The organism is Agromyces larvae (assembly GCF_022811705.1).
Lineage (GTDB): Bacteria > Actinomycetota > Actinomycetes > Actinomycetales > Microbacteriaceae > Agromyces > Agromyces larvae.
Map to the genome: position 1 here is coordinate 3750173 of NZ_CP094528.1, position 14856 is coordinate 3765028.

General features: G+C 70.4%; 10 protein-coding genes. 8 read left to right on the forward strand and 2 right to left on the reverse strand.

Features of this window, described 5'->3' with window-relative positions; genetic code table 11:
• Positions 1–129 precede the first annotated feature (129 nt).
• Complete coding sequence (locus MTO99_RS17820) at positions 130–1155, reverse strand: LacI family DNA-binding transcriptional regulator (RefSeq protein ID WP_243555497.1); 1026 nt, start codon at positions 1153–1155, stop codon at positions 130–132.
• 261 nt (positions 1156–1416) lie between these two features.
• Here MTO99_RS17820 and MTO99_RS17825 point away from each other — a divergent pair, with 261 nt between their 5' ends.
• The 3 genes from MTO99_RS17825 to MTO99_RS17835 all read left to right on the forward strand — a co-directional run bounded on the left by MTO99_RS17825 (position 1417) and on the right by MTO99_RS17835 (position 4843).
• Positions 1417–2775, forward strand: coding sequence for an ABC transporter substrate-binding protein (locus tag MTO99_RS17825; protein WP_243555499.1), 1359 nt, complete (start codon positions 1417–1419; stop codon positions 2773–2775).
• Between the two features lie 110 nt (positions 2776–2885).
• On the forward strand, positions 2886–3854 hold the full coding sequence (locus MTO99_RS17830; RefSeq protein ID WP_243555501.1) for a carbohydrate ABC transporter permease: 969 nt from the start codon (positions 2886–2888) through the stop codon (positions 3852–3854).
• The gene (locus tag MTO99_RS17835; RefSeq protein ID WP_243555502.1) at positions 3851–4843 is read left to right on the forward strand and encodes a carbohydrate ABC transporter permease; all 993 of its coding nucleotides are present in this window, start codon (positions 3851–3853) and stop codon (positions 4841–4843) included. The genes MTO99_RS17830 and MTO99_RS17835 overlap by 4 nt, the downstream gene beginning before the upstream one ends.
• A gap of 277 nt (positions 4844–5120) precedes the next feature.
• Here MTO99_RS17835 and MTO99_RS17840 read toward each other — a convergent pair whose 3' ends face one another.
• Positions 5121–5963 carry a DUF559 domain-containing protein gene (locus MTO99_RS17840; RefSeq protein ID WP_243555504.1) on the reverse strand — a complete coding sequence of 281 codons (843 nt, stop codon included), beginning with the start codon at positions 5961–5963 and terminating at the stop codon, positions 5121–5123.
• Positions 5964–6349: 386 nt separating this feature from the next.
• Here MTO99_RS17840 and MTO99_RS17845 point away from each other — a divergent pair, with 386 nt between their 5' ends.
• The 5 genes from MTO99_RS17845 (at position 6350) to MTO99_RS17865 (ending at position 14723) form a co-directional block, all read left to right on the forward strand.
• Complete coding sequence (locus MTO99_RS17845) at positions 6350–8251, forward strand: ABC transporter ATP-binding protein (protein WP_243559175.1); 1902 nt, start codon at positions 6350–6352, stop codon at positions 8249–8251.
• An 81-nt stretch (positions 8252–8332) separates the two neighbouring features.
• Positions 8333–10525, forward strand: coding sequence for an adenylate/guanylate cyclase domain-containing protein (locus MTO99_RS17850; protein ID WP_243555506.1), 2193 nt, complete (start codon positions 8333–8335; stop codon positions 10523–10525).
• A 2-nt stretch (positions 10526–10527) separates the two neighbouring features.
• Positions 10528–11949 carry a mechanosensitive ion channel domain-containing protein gene (locus MTO99_RS17855; RefSeq protein WP_243555507.1) on the forward strand — a complete coding sequence of 474 codons (1422 nt, stop codon included), beginning with the start codon at positions 10528–10530 and terminating at the stop codon, positions 11947–11949.
• A gap of 226 nt (positions 11950–12175) precedes the next feature.
• Complete coding sequence (locus MTO99_RS17860) at positions 12176–13543, forward strand: cystathionine beta-synthase (protein ID WP_243555509.1); 1368 nt, start codon at positions 12176–12178, stop codon at positions 13541–13543.
• A gap of 13 nt (positions 13544–13556) precedes the next feature.
• Positions 13557–14723, forward strand: a complete 1167-nt coding sequence (locus MTO99_RS17865; RefSeq protein ID WP_243555511.1) for a cystathionine gamma-synthase — start codon at positions 13557–13559, stop codon at positions 14721–14723.
• Positions 14724–14856: the final 133 nt, after the last annotated feature.

A 14856-nucleotide genomic window follows, 5' to 3' on the forward strand; every position in this document is an offset into this window, starting at 1 on the left:
CCAGAAAGCGCTATCTCGACGTGACTGGTTTTCTAGCAGCGGGAAACCGCATTCCACAACCCCTAGCTGCAAAATAGCTGGTCAGAATGGGGGTGTTTGCTCAGAAAGGGGTTTCTGGTGATCGCGCGATCATCGGCGCGGTCGGCTCGTGCTGGACCGCACGACCAGCCGGGTCGGCAACGGGGCGCCCGAATCGGGCAGCGGGTCGGGGTCGTCGCCGCGGGCGATCAGCCGGAGCACCACCTCCACCGCCAGCCGGCCCTGCTCCTCGGGGTACTGCTCCACCGTCGTGAGGCCGAACATCTCGGCGTACTCGTGGCCGTCGATGCCGATCACCGAGAGTTCGCCGGGCACGTCGATGCCGAGCCGCTCGGCGGCGCGCAAGGTGCCGAACGCCACCTCGTCGGAACACGCGACCACGGCCGTCGGGCGCACCCCCGGCTGGCCCAGCAACTGCAGCGCAGCCGCGTACCCGCCGGGCATCGTCATCGCGGACTCCACGATGTTCGACCGCCCGCCGGGCGCGAGCCCCGCGGCGGCCATCGCATCGAGGAACCCGTGCCGGCGCTCGCCGGGCACGCTGTGCGGCGACGCCGCCGCGCCCGAACCCGCGACGTGCGCGATGCGGGTATGGCCGAGGTGCAGCAGATGCTCGGTGGCCAGCTGCGCGGCGGCGCGGTCGTCGATCGCGAGCCGCGCCGCACCGGGGGCGCGGCCGCCGAGGCACAGCACCGGCTTGTCGCGCCGATCGAGCACCGCCACCTCGTGCTCGGCCAGGTCGACGCCGACGGCGATCACCGCGTCGACGCGCTTGCGCGCCAGGAAGAAGTCGAACACCTTCGCCCGCGCGTCGCCGCCGGGCGGCACGTTGTACAGCGTGAGGTCGTAGCCCGCCCCGATCAGGGCGCGCTCGATGCCCTCGAGCACCTCGCCGAAGAACCACGCGTTCACGAACGGGATCACGACGCCGACGTTCTTCGTGCGCCCCGTCACGAGGCTCGCCGCGTCGGGCGACGCGATGTAGCCGATCTCGGCGGCCGCGCGCTCGACCCGCCGACGCGTGCTGTCGGCGACGTGCCCCTTGCCCGACAGCGCCCTCGACGCGGTCGCCTTCGACACGCCGGCCAGGCGCGCGACGTCGCCGATCGCAGCCATCGCGTCTCCCTCCGTCGGGGTCGCTCGAAGGCGAGCATAGCCCCGAAAGGGCTCGTCATGGAACCGGTTCCAGTCGTTCGTCGCGGTCTCCCGGCTGCCCGATGCATCCGGGCAGAGAGCGCTCTCCCCCTGCATCCGCCGAACGAGCGAGGAGTGTCCGAAACGTGACCCGCCATACCTTGCAGCGGTGCTCCGACCTGTCCTAGCGTGGGCAACTGGAACCGATTCCGGTTCCCGTCCTGCACTCAACGAGGAGAAGACATGAGACTCACACGGCATCGCCGATGGCTGGTCCCCGTCGTGGCGGCCGCCGCGGTCGGACTGACGCTCACCGCCTGCACGGGCGACATCGCAGACGAGGACGCCGCCGACGTCGACTGCGGCCCCTACGAGCAGTACGGCACGTTCGAGGGCAAGAACGTCACCATCTCGGGCACCATCCTCGACCTCGAGGCCGACCGCCTCGTCGAGTCGTGGAGCGACTTCGAGACCTGCACCGGCATCGAGATCGACTACCAGGGCTCGAGCGAGTTCGAGGCCCAGATCGCGGTGCTCGCCGAGGGCGGCAACGCACCCGACATCGGCATCGTCCCCCAGCCCGGCCTGCTGCAGCGGCTCGCCGCCGGCGGCTGGCTGATCCCCGCTTCGCAGGCCGTCGAGGACAACGTCGACGAGTTCTGGAGCGAAGACTGGAAGCAGTACGGCACCGTCGACGGCACCTTCTACGCCGCGCCGCTGATGGCGAGCATCAAGGGCTACATCTGGTACTCGCCGAGCGAGTTCGAGGAGAAGGGCTACGAGATCCCGAAGACCCTCGACGAGCTCACCGCGCTCAGCGAGCAGATCGCCGCCGAGGGCGACCACAAGCCGTGGTGCGCCGGCTTCGAATCCGGCGACGCGACCGGCTGGCCGGGCACCGACTGGATCGAGGACTACATGCTGCGCCTGCACGGCGCCGACGTGTACGACCAGTGGGTCACGCACGGCATCCCGTTCAACGACCCGAAGGTGGCCGAGGCGTTCGACGCCGCCGGCGAGATCCTGCGGAACGACGAGATGGTCAACGGCGGCATCGGCGATGTCTCCACGATCGTCAGCGAGGCGTTCCAGACCGCGGGTCTGCCCATCCTCGACGGCGAGTGCTCGCTGCACCACCAGGCCTCGTTCTACGAGACCTTCTGGAACCCCGAGGGCGGCGACGAGAACACCGTGGCCAGCGACGGCACCGTGTTCGCGTTCCTGATGCCTCCGGTGAACGCCGACGACCCGCTGTCGGTCACCGGCGGCGGCGAGTTCCCCGTCGCGTTCCGTGACGCGGAAGAGGTCGAGGCCGTGCGCGCGTACCTCTCGAGCGACACGTGGGCGAACATCCGCGTGGGCCTCGGCGGCGTCATCAGCGCGAACAAGGGGCTCGACCCCGAGGTCGCCTCGAGCGAGCTGCTCGTGCAGTCGATCGAGATCCTGCAGGACGACGAGACCACGTTCCGTTTCGACGGATCCGACCTCATGCCCGGTGCCGTCGGCGCCGACTCCTTCTGGAAGGGCATGGTCGCGTGGATCACGGGGCAGAGCACGCAGGACACCATCGACACGATCGAGGCCAGCTGGCCCGCGAGTTGATCAGCGCGCCGCCCGGCCGATCCGTCGGCCGGGCGGCATGATCGAGGGGCGGGGACGACGTTCCCGCCCCTCGTCACCCCCAGAGCTCGACGACGACCCCGGGAGGCACGATGACCACGGAAGACCTGCTCGGCAAGATCCTGCAGGTGGTGATGGGGCTCGCGATCTTCGCCGCGATCATCGGCCTCCTCATCTTCTTCATCGACAAGGCGCCCAAGCGCGGGCGCGACTACTGGCAGCTCGCCGGATTCCTCACCCCGGCGCTGCTGTTCCTCATCATCGGACTCGTCTACCCGGCGATCCGCACCAGCATCCTCGCGTTCCAGACCAGCGGCGGCGATTGGACGCTCGACAACTTCGTCTGGACCTTCACCCAGCCCGTCGCGCTGCGCACGCTGCTGAACACCATCATCTGGGTGCTCATCGTGCCGACCGTGTCGACCGCGATCGGGCTCGCATACGCCGTGTTCATCGACCGGTCCCGCGGTGAGAAGTACTTCAAGGTCGTGCTGTTCATGCCGATCGCGATCTCGTTCGTCGGCGCCGGCATCATCTGGCGGTTCGTGTACGAGTACAAGTCGGCCGGCCGCGAGCAGATCGGCCTGCTGAACGCGATCGTGGTCGCGTTCGGCGGCGAGCCCGTGCAGTGGTTGCAGACCGACCCGCTCAACACGTTCCTGCTCATCGTCGTGATGATCTGGATCCAGACCGGCTTCGCGATGGTGCTGCTGAGCGCGGCGATCAAGGGCGTGCCGACCGAGCAGATCGAGGCGGCCCAGCTCGACGGCACCAACGCCTGGCAGCGCTTCTGGAACGTCACCGTCCCGGGCATCCGCGGCTCGCTCGTGGTCGTGCTCACGACGATCTCGATCGCCACGCTGAAGGTCTTCGACATCGTGCGCACGATGACCGCCGGAAACTTCAACACGTCGGTCATCGCCAACGAGATGTACACGCAGGCGTTCCGCGCCAGCGAGGTCGGGCGGGGCTCGGCGCTGGCGCTGATCCTCTTCGTGCTGGTGCTGCCGATCGTCATCTACAACATCAACATCCTCCGCAAGCAGAGGGAGATCCGATGAGCAGCGTCGCCCCAGCCGATCTTCCCGTCGGCAAGGACCTCGGCTCGATCGAGGCCGCCGAGCAGGCCGAGTACGGCCCCACCAAGACCGCGCGGGTCAAGAAGCGGCTCACCTCGCGAACCGCGACGATCATCTCCCTGATCATCGCGGTGCTCTGGACCATCCCGACGTTCGGGCTGCTCGTCTCGTCGTTCCGCCCGGGCGACCTGGTGCGCACCACCGGCTGGTGGACCGTCTTCCAGAACCCCGGGTTCACGCTCGACAACTACGCCGATGTGCTGATCTCGCCGTCGCAGTCGTCGCCGCAGCTCGGCGCGTACATCGTCAACTCGATCGCGATCTCGCTGCTCGGCACGCTCATCCCGCTCGTGCTGGCGACCATGGCGGCCTACGCGTTCGCCTGGATCAAGTTCAAGGGCGCGAACGTGATCTTCATCCTCGTGTTCGCCCTGCAGATCGTGCCGCTCCAGATGGCCCTCGTGCCGCTGCTGCAGATCTTCTCGACCTGGCTGCGGCCGATGCAGGCCTGGCTGCACGACGTGATCCCGATCATCCCCGAGCAGAACTATGCGCCGGTCTGGTTGGCGCACTCGATGTTCGCGCTGCCGCTGGCGATCTTCCTGCTGCACAACTTCATCTCCGAGATCCCGAACGACGTGATCGAAGCGGCTCGCGTCGACGGCGCCACGCACGGGCAGATCTTCTTCCGCATCGTGCTGCCGCTCGCCACGCCCGCGATCGCGTCGTTCGCGATCTTCCAGTTCATCTGGGTGTGGAACGACCTGCTCGTGGCCCTGATCTTCTCGGGCGGCACACAGGACGTCGCCCCGCTCACCCAGCGATTGGCGGAGCTCGTCGGTTCGCGCGGTCAGGAATGGGAACGCCTGACGGCCGGCGCGTTCATCTCGATGATCATCCCGTTGATCGTCTTCTTCAGCCTCCAGCGCTACTTCGTCCGCGGCCTGCTCGCAGGCTCGACGAAGGGGTAGCGGACCCGAACTGCCGCTCCAGGCAGGGGGAGGTGGATGCCGCGGGTGGGGGCCCGCGGCATCCGTCTCCCCTGCCCCCGCCTTTCCCTCCTGCCTTTCCCTCCTGCCTCGGTACGCAATTCAGGTGCGGAGGTGTGTCGCCGGGCCGACACGCCGTACGTGACCGCGACACGCCGAGCGCGAACCTGAATTGCGTACACGCGCAGCGCGCAGCGCGCGGCGCGGAGCACGGGGCGCGTGGGGCGCAGCGCGCGGCACGGAGCCGGGAGGCGCCGGGTCAGTGGGCGAGTGCCGTGCGAACGGCGGCGATGACCACGTGCCACTCCTCCATCACGAGCCGGTAGTTGAACCGGAGCACCTGATACCCCATCGAGGTGAGCAGGGCGTCGCGACGGCGGTCGACGTCGTACTGTTCGGGGTCGAGGTGGGTGCGACCGTCCCATTCGATCACCACGCGCCCGTCGAGGACGAGATCGACCCGACCGATGCCGGCGATCTCGACCTGATGCTCGCCCCGGATGCCGGCCCGCTCGAGCCGGACTCGCCCGATGCTCTCGAGGAAGCTGTGGCACAGCGGCTCCCGTCGGGGCAGCGCCTCGGCCACATACGGCGGAAGTGCGGCGACCCACGCTTCGACCTGATCGACCCGGCGAGGGTCGGCGGCCAGGAACGAGTCGAGCGCCGCGACCGCGAACTCGGGGGCCACGCAGTGGGCGACCTGCACCGCCGTCTCGAACTCGTCGGTGACGAGTCGCGTGCGCGACGGGCGATCGACCGGCGAGGCCCAGTGCACGATCAGATCGCGGGGCGCGTCGCGGCGCAGCCGGGCGGCGTTCTCGTGGACGACCACGTGCAACCCGTGCCGTTCGGGTGTGGCCCAGCCGTGGTACGCCGCGGCCGACACGCACGCGAGCCGGCCCCCGACACGAACGGCATCGCGCAGCGAGGCATCCGTATCGGGGAGGGCGTACCAGCCGCGCCGGACCCGCAGCGCGACGCCGTGGTGCACGGCGGCGCTCAGGGTGCGACCGGGGATGCCCCGTGCGCGGAGCTCGGCGGTGGTCGCGACGCCATCGAGCGACGCGAGGTGCCTGATCAGGGGGAGGAATCCGGATGCCACGTGTCGAGGCTCATCGGTCGGTCGGCCTGGAGGGGGCGCGTCGCGCATTCTGTGGAACGACGGCGGAGCCGATGCGCCTGGGGAGGAGAACTCCCACCCCCTGCACACCGTTCCCCGCACGCAACCCCCCGCGCGCAATTCCCCGTACGCAATGCCCCGTACGCAATTCCCCGTACGCAATTCAGGTTCGCACTCGGCGTGTCGCGTGGCGGCTCGGCGTGTCGATGCCGCGACACGCCTCCGCTCCTGAATTGCGTTCACGCACGCACGCACGCACGCACGCGGGCGGGCGGGCGGGTGGGCAGGCGGGTGGGTGGGGGGTGCGGCGTAGGGTCGAGGGCATGAGCATGCACGGCGGCGGCGGGCGCGGGAGCGCTGCGCGCGCGATGGGCGGCGGGGGCGCCGGAGGCCGCCGCATCGGCACGGCCGACGAGGAGGCGCAGCGCGCGATGAACGCCGGCGCGCCGAGGATCCCGCACCTGGTCCGCCGCATCGCCGGGTTGTTCGCGGCGCACCGGGCGGCGCTCATCACGACCGTCGTGCTGGTGTTCGCGGGAGCGGCGCTCAGCGTCGTGCCGCCGCTGCTCACCCAGCGGGCGTTCGACGACGGGCTGTTCCCGGTCGACGCGGGCGGCGAGGCATCCGGGCCGAACCTGCCGGTGCTCGCGGGCATCGTCGTCGCCATGATCGCCGTCTTCGTCGTGTCCGCCCTCATCGGCGTATGGCAGACCTGGCTCACCGCGAACGTCGGCAACAAGGTGATGGGCGCCCTGCGGGTGCGCCTCTTCAGCCATCTGCAGGCGATGGAGCTCAGCTTCTTCACCCGCACGAAGACGGGCGTCATCCAGTCGCGGTTGCAGAACGACGTCGGCGGCGTGGCATCCGTGCTCACCAACACGGTGTCGAGCGTGCTCGGCAACACGGTCACCGTGATCAGCGCGTTCGTGGCGATGCTGCTGCTGAACTGGCAGCTCACGCTCATCGCGCTGGTGCTGCTGCCGGTGATGGTGATCGCGCAGCGCCGGGTCGGGCAGGTGCGGGCGCGGATCGCGGCGAAGACGCAGGAGTCGCTGTCGGAGATGACCGCGATCACGCAGGAGACGCTGAGCGTGTCGGGCATCCTGCTGGCCAAGAGCTTCACCCGCCAGCAGAGCGAGATCGACCGCTACGCCGACGAGAACGGCAACCAGATCCGGTTGCAGGTGCGCCAGCAGATGACCGGCCAGTGGTTCTTCGCGATGGTGAACATCTTCATGTCGGCGATCCCGGCGATCGTGTACCTGATCGCGGGCTGGCTCATCACGGGCGGCATCGCCGACATCACGGCGGGCACGATCGTCGCGTTCACGACGGTGCAGGCCCGGCTGCTGTTCCCGCTGATGGGGCTCATGCGGGTCGCGCTGGATCTGCAGACCTCGAGCGCGCTCTTCGCGCGCATCTTCGAGTACCTCGATCTGCGGCCTTCGATCACGGATGCTCCGCAGGCGACGGATGTCCCGATCGGTCCTGCGCTGGGGCGAGTGGAGTTCGAGCACGTCTCGTTCCGGTATCCCGATGCCGCCGTTCGACAAGCTCAGGGGGCCGAGGAGCGGCCGACGCTCGACGATGTGTCGTTCACGATCGAACCCGGGCAGTACGCGGCGTTCGTCGGGCCGTCGGGCGCGGGCAAGACCACCGTGTCCTACCTCGTGCCGCGGCTGTACGAGGCATCCGGGGGTTCGGTGCGCTTCGCCGGGGTCGACGTGCGCGACCTGCGGCAGACCTCGCTCGTGTCGAACATCGGCATCGTGAGCCAGGAGACCTACCTCTTCCACGCCACCATCGCCGACAACCTGCGGTACGCGAAGCCCGACGCGACCGACGCCGAACTCGAGGCCGCCGCCCGGGCGGCGAACATCCACGAGACGATCGCGTCGTTCCCCGACGGCTACGAGACGGTGGTCGGCGAGCGCGGCTACCGGCTGTCGGGCGGCGAGAAGCAGCGCATCGCCATCGCGCGGGTGCTGCTGAAGGATCCGGCCGTGCTGCTGCTCGACGAGGCGACCAGCGCGCTCGACACCATCAGCGAACGCGTGGTGCAGGCCGCGCTCGACGACGCCTCGAAGGGCCGCACGACGATCGCGATCGCGCACCGGCTCTCGACCGTGGCATCCGCCGATGTCATCTTCGTCGTGGTCGCCGGGCGCATCGTCGAACGGGGCAGCCATGCCGAGCTCCTCGCCGCGGGCGGCGTCTACGCGTCGCTGTACCGCGAGCAGGCCGACCGGCCCGAGGTGCCCGCGAACTGAGGCGGGCTTCCGCTTCCGGTGGCCCCGCCGCGGATGTCTCGCTATCGTGAGGAACATCGCGGTCGGAGGGGGACGCCCGCCATGGAAGACCAGCTCGCGCCCGCCACGGGTGCCGCACCGGCGGTCGAGGCATCCGCTCCGCCTGCGGCGACGTCTGCTCGCCGGCGCCGTCGGGGCATCAGCATCCAGTCGAAGCTGCTCGTCATCCTGTTGGCGACCAGCCTGCTGTCGGCGCTCGTCGTCGGCGTCATCGGCTGGATCAGCGGCCGCGACTCGTTGCGGGCCGCCGCGTACGACGAGCTGACCACGATCCGCGAGTTCCGCAGCGCGGAACTGCGGCGCACCCTGCGCGACTTCGAGGCGGGCGTCCGGGTGGCCGCGGCGAACGCCAGCGCCGAGATCGCGTCGGTCGAGTTCAACGGCGCGTTCGCCGACCTCGAGCAGACCGAGATCTCGGAGGCCGACGCGCAGCGGCTGCTCGACTGGTACCAGACCTCGTTCGTGCCGAAGCTCGAGGAGCGATCGGACGACACGTTCGACGCGCGCACCCTGATCCCGTCGAGCCCCGCGGGGCAGTACCTGCAGTTGCGGTACACCGTCCCGACCGATCCGTACGAAGACCAGACGGTCGCCACCGCCGTCGAGGACGCGGGCGACGGCAGCGCCTGGTCGGCGGTGCACGCTCGGTTCCACGACTACTTCACGCGGCTCGTCGACAACTTCGGGTACGTCGACGTGCTGCTCATCGACGATCGCGGCCGGGTGGTGTACACGGTCGACAAGGGCATCGACCTCGGCACCGACCTGCAGAGCGGGCCGTTCGAGCGCACCGCGCTCGCCGACGCGTATCGCGACGCGCTGCGGTCGGGCAGCACTACGACGGTCGCGACGACCGACTTCGAACCCTATGTGCCGTCGCTCGACGTGCCCACCGCGTGGGCGGTGTCCCCGGTGGGCGACGCGGGGGACATCACGGGGGCGCTCGCCGTGCAGGTGCCGATCGCGACGATCGACGACGTCATGACCGGCGACGAGGGCTGGCAGCAGCAGGGGCTCGGCGAGACCGGGGAGGTGTACCTCGTCGGCGCGGACGGGTTGATGCGCTCGAACTCGCGGCCGCTCATCGAGGATCCCGGCACGTACGCCGAACGGGTCATCGACCGCGGTACGCCGCCGCGCGTCGCCGAGCGGGTCGTCGCGGCGGGCAGCACCGTGCTGCTGCAGCCGGCGTCGTCGCCCGCGGTCGCTGCGGCGCTGGCCGGCGGCACCGGCGTCATGTCGAGCCAGGAGTACATCGGCGGCACGAGCCTCGTCGCGTACGCGCCGTTCGACGCGGCCGACGTCGAGTGGGTGATGGTGGCGCGCATGGAGGCGAGCGAGGCCTTCGCGCCGGTCGACGACTTCACCCGCACCCTGGTGCTCACCACGCTCGGCATCATGCTCGTCGTGAGCCTGCTCGCGCTGCTGCTCGCGCAGGCGTTCACCCGGCCCATCCGCCGGCTCGGCGACGCCGTGCACCGCGTCGCCGCGGGAGATCTGGACGTGCGGGTGCAGTCGAACACGCGCGACGAGTTCGGCGACCTCGGTTCGGCGTTCAACGACATGGCGAAGAGCCTGCGCGTGAAGCAGGAGCTCATCGAGCAGCAGAAGGCCGACTACGACAAGCTGCTGCTCACGCTCATGCCCGCGTCGGTCGCGCAGCGGTATCGCAAGGGCGAGGATGCGATCGCCGAAGAGCACCAGGATGTCTCGGTGGTGTACGCGGAGCTCGTCGGCTGGGACGACTTCGCCGACGCCCTGGGCGGCGAGGCCGGCGTGTCGCGACTCGACGAACTGGTGCGCAGCTTCGACGAGGCGGCCGAGCGCATCGGCGTCGAGAAGGTCCGCCCGCTGCGGGAGGGGTACCTCGCGAGCTCGGGACTCATGGTGCCGCGCATCGACAACGTGCGCCGGGCCGTCGACTTCGCGGTCGAATTGCACGACGTCGTCGAGCGGTTCGACGCGCAGAACGACGCGAAGCTCGCGATGCGCACCGGGATCGCGACGGGCACGGTGACGGCGGGCCTCGTCGGGCGGACCAGCCTCGCCTACGACCTGTGGGGTGCCGCGGTGAACCTCGCGCACCGGGTGCAGGCGGTCACCGGGGAGCCGGGCATCTTCGTGAGCCAGGGCGTGCGCGACGGCGTCGGGGATGCGATGCGGTTCGAGCAGGTCGGCACGGTCGATGCGAAGGACGGGCAGCAGGCGGTCTGGAAGGTCGTGCGGGAGACCTGAGCATGGACGCGGGCATGGACACGGGCTGGGTGATCTGGGCGATCGCGATCGCGGTCGGGATCCCGCTCGTGCTCGTGGTGCTCACCGAGGTGCTCGCGGCGCTGACGCGGCGCGGCAATCCGGCCGCGGGGCCCGTGCGGTTCCTGCGGAACTGGGTGGTGCCCGTCGCCGCGGTGCTCGTGTTCCTGCTGTTCGCGGTGCAGCAGCCGACCGAGCAGGTCGGCGTGCGGCTGGTCGCGACGCTGTTCGGGTTCCTGCTGATCCTGCTCGTGCTCGCCGCGTTCAACGTCGCGCTGTTCCAGAATGCGCGAGCCGGCACGTGGCGCGATCGCATCCCGAACATCTTCGTGTCGATCGTGCGGGTGCTGCTCATCCTCGTCGGCCTCGCGCTGATCTTCTCGTGGGTGTGGGGCGCCGACGTCGGCGGGTTCTTCACCGCGCTCGGCGTGACCTCGATCGTGATCGGCCTGGCGCTGCAGAACGCGGTGGGCAGCGTCATCTCGGGGCTGCTGCTGCTGTTCGAGCAGCCGTTCAAGATCGGCGACTGGCTCGACACCGGCGATGTGCGCGGGCGGGTGATCGACGTGAACTGGCGCGCGGTGCACATCGAGACGCCGTCGGGCACGCGCATCGTGCCGAACGCCTCGCTCGCGGGCGGTTCGTTCACGAACCTCAGCCGGCCGGCGAACGGGTATCACGTGTCGGTCGACGCGACGTTCGGCACCGATGACGCGCCGTTCGACGTGATGGCGATGCTGGCCGAGGTGGCCGGTTCGCTGCCGATGCTCGCGCCCGGCGGGCGGCCGGTCGCGCGGTACAACGGGCAGAGCGCGTACACCGTCGATCTGCCGTTGCGCAGCCCGGCGGTGGCGGCCGAGGCGAAGGGGATGCTCCTCGCATGGCTCTGGTACGCCGCCCGCCGCCGCGGGCTCGCACTCGACGGCGACGCGACCGACCCGGTCGCCGATCCCGCGCGCCTGCGGGCGGCGGTCGAGCAGGTGGCGCCGCTGCTGCACCTCGACGGCCCGGCGATCGAGGCGGTGCTCGCCGACTCGCACCTCGAGCAGTACGGCGTCGGCGAGACCGTGCAGCGGGTGGGTGTCGTGCCCCGGCACCTGCGGGTCGTGATCGAGGGGCGCATGCAGCTCTGGGCGATGGCGGGCGACCAGCGGATCGACATCGCCGCGGCCGATGCGGGGGAGTACGTCGGGCACACGTCCCTCACCCGGGAGGCCGCGTTCGTGGGCGCGACGGCGCTCGCCGTCACGACCGTGCTCGTCATCCCGCGGGCGACGCTCGACGCGCTGGTGCGCACGCACCCCGAGATCGCGCGCAGCATCGGCCGGGTGGTGGAGAAGAAGCGGCGCCTGGTCGAGCAGGCGGTCGCGACGGCGGGCGTCGCGAGCGGCAGCCTGCTGCGGTGAGACGGCGGATGCCTCGACCGCGCGTTCCCCGGATGCGACGACGGATGCCGCGAACGGAATACGCTGCTGCGCGGCATCCGACCGGCTCGCGGTGGCATCCCACCCGCTCGCTATGGATAGAGTGAACGGGTGATCCGTCTCTCGTGTTGCTGTCGCTGACCACCCCACCCGCGACCCCCGACATGAGCGGCGCAACGGCGCGCGCGAACCCAAAAGGACTGACCACATGCGCTATGCAGAGAACATCGCCGACCTCGTCGGCCGCACCCCCCTCGTCAAGCTGAACCGCGTCACCGCGGGCGTCACCGAGGCCACCGTGCTCGCCAAGGTCGAGTACCTGAACCCGGGCGGTTCGGTGAAGGACCGCATCGCGTCGCGCATGATCGACGCCGCCGAACGCGAGGGCCTGCTGAAGCCCGGCGGCACGATCGTCGAGCCGACCAGCGGCAACACCGGTGTGGGCCTCGCGCTCGTCGCACAGCAGCGCGGCTACCGCTGCATCTTCGTCGTGCCCGACAAGTTCGGCGAGGAGAAGCGCAACGTGCTGGCCGCCTACGGCGCCGAGGTGGTCGTGACGCCGACGTCGGTCGCGCCCGAGAGCCCCGAGTCGTACTACGGCGTCTCCGACCGGCTCGCCCGCGAGATCCCGGGCGCCTACAAACCGAACCAGTTCGCGAACCCCAACGGGCCGCGCGCGCACTACGAGACGACCGGCCCCGAGATCTGGGCGGACACCGAGGGGCGCGTGACGCACTTCGTCGCCGGCATCGGCACCGGCGGCACCATCACCGGCACGGGCCGCTACCTGCGCGAGGTGTCGGACGATCGGGTGCGGGTCATCGGCGCCGACCCCGAAGGGTCGGTGTACTCGGGCGGCACCGGGCGGCCGTACTTCGTCGAGGGCGTCGGCGAGGACATGTGGCCCGACACGTACGACCCGGCCGTGCCGAACGAGGTGCTCGCGATCAGCGACGCCGACTCGTTCCGGATGACCCGTCGCCTCGCCCGCGAAGAGGGGCTGCTCGTGGGCGGCTCGAGCGGCATGGCGGTGGCCGCCGCGCTGCAGGCCGCGAAGGGCGCCTCGCCCGACGACGTCTTCGTGGTGCTGCTGCCCGACGGCGGCCGCGGCTACCTGGGCAAGATCTTCAACGACAAGTGGATGCGCGCGTACGGCTTCGGCAACGCGCCATCCGGTCACAGCGTCGCCGACCTGCTCGCGGCGAAGGCCGACCGCACCGCCCCGCTCGTCTACGCGCACCCGGCCGAATCGGTGCGCGAGGCGATCGACCGCATGACCGACACGGGCGTCTCGCAGCTGCTGGTGCTCTCGGCGGAGCCGCCCGTCGTGCTCGGCGAGGTGCGCGGAGCGGTGCACGAGAACGAACTGCTCGAGCTCGTGTTCTCGGGCAAGGTGAAGCTCACCGACCCGGTCACCGCGGTGATCGGCGAACCGCTGCCGCTCATCGGCGTGAACGAGCCCGTCGCGGCCGCGCGCCAGGCCCTCGGCGACCGGCCCGCGCTGCTCGTCGCCGACGGCGGCAAGGCGCTCGGCGTCGTCACCCGATCCGACCTGCTCACCTACCTCTCCCACTAGGACGGACCCAGACATGAGCATTCCCGACCAGAGCGGGTTCGACACCCGCGCCATCCACGCCGGCCAGGAGTTCGACCCGACGACCGGTGCGGTCATCCCGCCCGTCTACCTCACCTCGACGTACGTGCAGGACGGCATCGGAGGCCTGCGCAACGGGTACGAGTACTCGCGCGGCGGCAACCCCACGCGCACCGCACTCGAGACGCAGCTCGCGGCACTCGAGGGAGGCATCCGCGGCCTGTCCTTCGCATCGGGCCTCGCCGCCGAGGACGCGCTGCTGCGCACCGTGCTGCGCCCGGGCGACCACGTCGTCATCGGCAACGACGTGTACGGCGGCACGCACCGGCTCATCCGCCGCATCTTCGGCGAATGGGGCGTGACGCACTCGACCGTCGACACGAGCGACCTCGCCGCGGTCGAGGCGGCGATCGAACTCGGCACGACCAAGGTGCTCTGGGTCGAGACGCCCTCGAACCCGCTCATGAAGATCAGCGACGTCGCGGCGCTCGCCGAGATCGGCCAGGAGGCCGGGCTGATCACGGTCGTCGACAACACGTTCGCGAGCCCCGCGCTGCAGCAGCCGATCGCGCTCGGCGCCGACGTCGTCGTGCACTCGACCACGAAGTACCTGGGCGGTCACTCCGACGTGATCGGCGGTGCGCTCGTGTTCGCCGCCGGGCAGGAGGAGCTGGCCGAGCGGGTCGCGTTCACGCAGTTCGCCGCGGGCGCGGTCTCGGGGCCGTTCGACGCGTTCCTCACCTCGCGCGGGATCAAGACCCTCGGTATCCGGATGCAGCGGCACTCGTCGAACGCCCAGGCCCTGGCCGAGCGGCTCGTGGGGCACCCGGGCGTCGCGCGGGTGCTGTACCCCGGGCTGCCCACGCACCCGGGGCACGAACTGGCGGCGCGGCAGATGTCGGGGTTCGGCGGCATGCTCTCGATCGAGCTCGCGGGCGGCGGCGTCGCCGCTCGGCGGTTCGCCGAGTCGACGCACGTGTTCCAGCTCGCCGAGTCGCTCGGCGGCATCGAATCGCTCGTGAACCACCCCTGGTCGATGACGCACGCGTCGGTGCGCGGCACCGAGGCGGAGGTGCCCGAGTCGATCGTGCGGCTCTCCGTCGGCATCGAGGACGTCGAAGACCTGCTCGCCGACATCGACGCCGCGCTCGGCGCGCTGTAGCGCGCGGCGCGCCGGCGGTGCCTGCGCCGTCGCGCCCATCGCCGCCTGCGCGCTGCCGCCACGTTCTCCACCACCGCCTGCGCCACTTCGGCGCCCTCTGCACCACCTCGGCTGGCGCGGAGGACGCCGAACT

What these genes read in the sequence shown, in the direction of transcription:
- MTO99_RS17825 (WP_243555499.1), top strand. Translation starts at nt 1,417, where the DNA reads ATGAGACTCACACGGCATCGCCGATGGCTGGTCCCCGTCGTGGCGGCC.
- MTO99_RS17850 (WP_243555506.1), top strand. Translation starts at nt 8,333, where the DNA reads ATGGAAGACCAGCTCGCGCCCGCCACGGGTGCCGCACCGGCGGTCGAG.
- MTO99_RS17855 (WP_243555507.1), top strand. Translation starts at nt 10,528, where the DNA reads ATGGACGCGGGCATGGACACGGGCTGGGTGATCTGGGCGATCGCGATC.
- MTO99_RS17860 (WP_243555509.1), top strand. Translation starts at nt 12,176, where the DNA reads ATGCGCTATGCAGAGAACATCGCCGACCTCGTCGGCCGCACCCCCCTC.
- MTO99_RS17845 (WP_243559175.1), top strand. Translation starts at nt 6,350, where the DNA reads ATGGGCGGCGGGGGCGCCGGAGGCCGCCGCATCGGCACGGCCGACGAG.
- MTO99_RS17830 (WP_243555501.1), top strand. Translation starts at nt 2,886, where the DNA reads ATGACCACGGAAGACCTGCTCGGCAAGATCCTGCAGGTGGTGATGGGG.
- MTO99_RS17865 (WP_243555511.1), top strand. Translation starts at nt 13,557, where the DNA reads ATGAGCATTCCCGACCAGAGCGGGTTCGACACCCGCGCCATCCACGCC.
- MTO99_RS17820 (WP_243555497.1), bottom strand. Translation starts at nt 1,155, where the DNA reads ATGGCTGCGATCGGCGACGTCGCGCGCCTGGCCGGCGTGTCGAAGGCG.
- MTO99_RS17835 (WP_243555502.1), top strand. Translation starts at nt 3,851, where the DNA reads ATGAGCAGCGTCGCCCCAGCCGATCTTCCCGTCGGCAAGGACCTCGGC.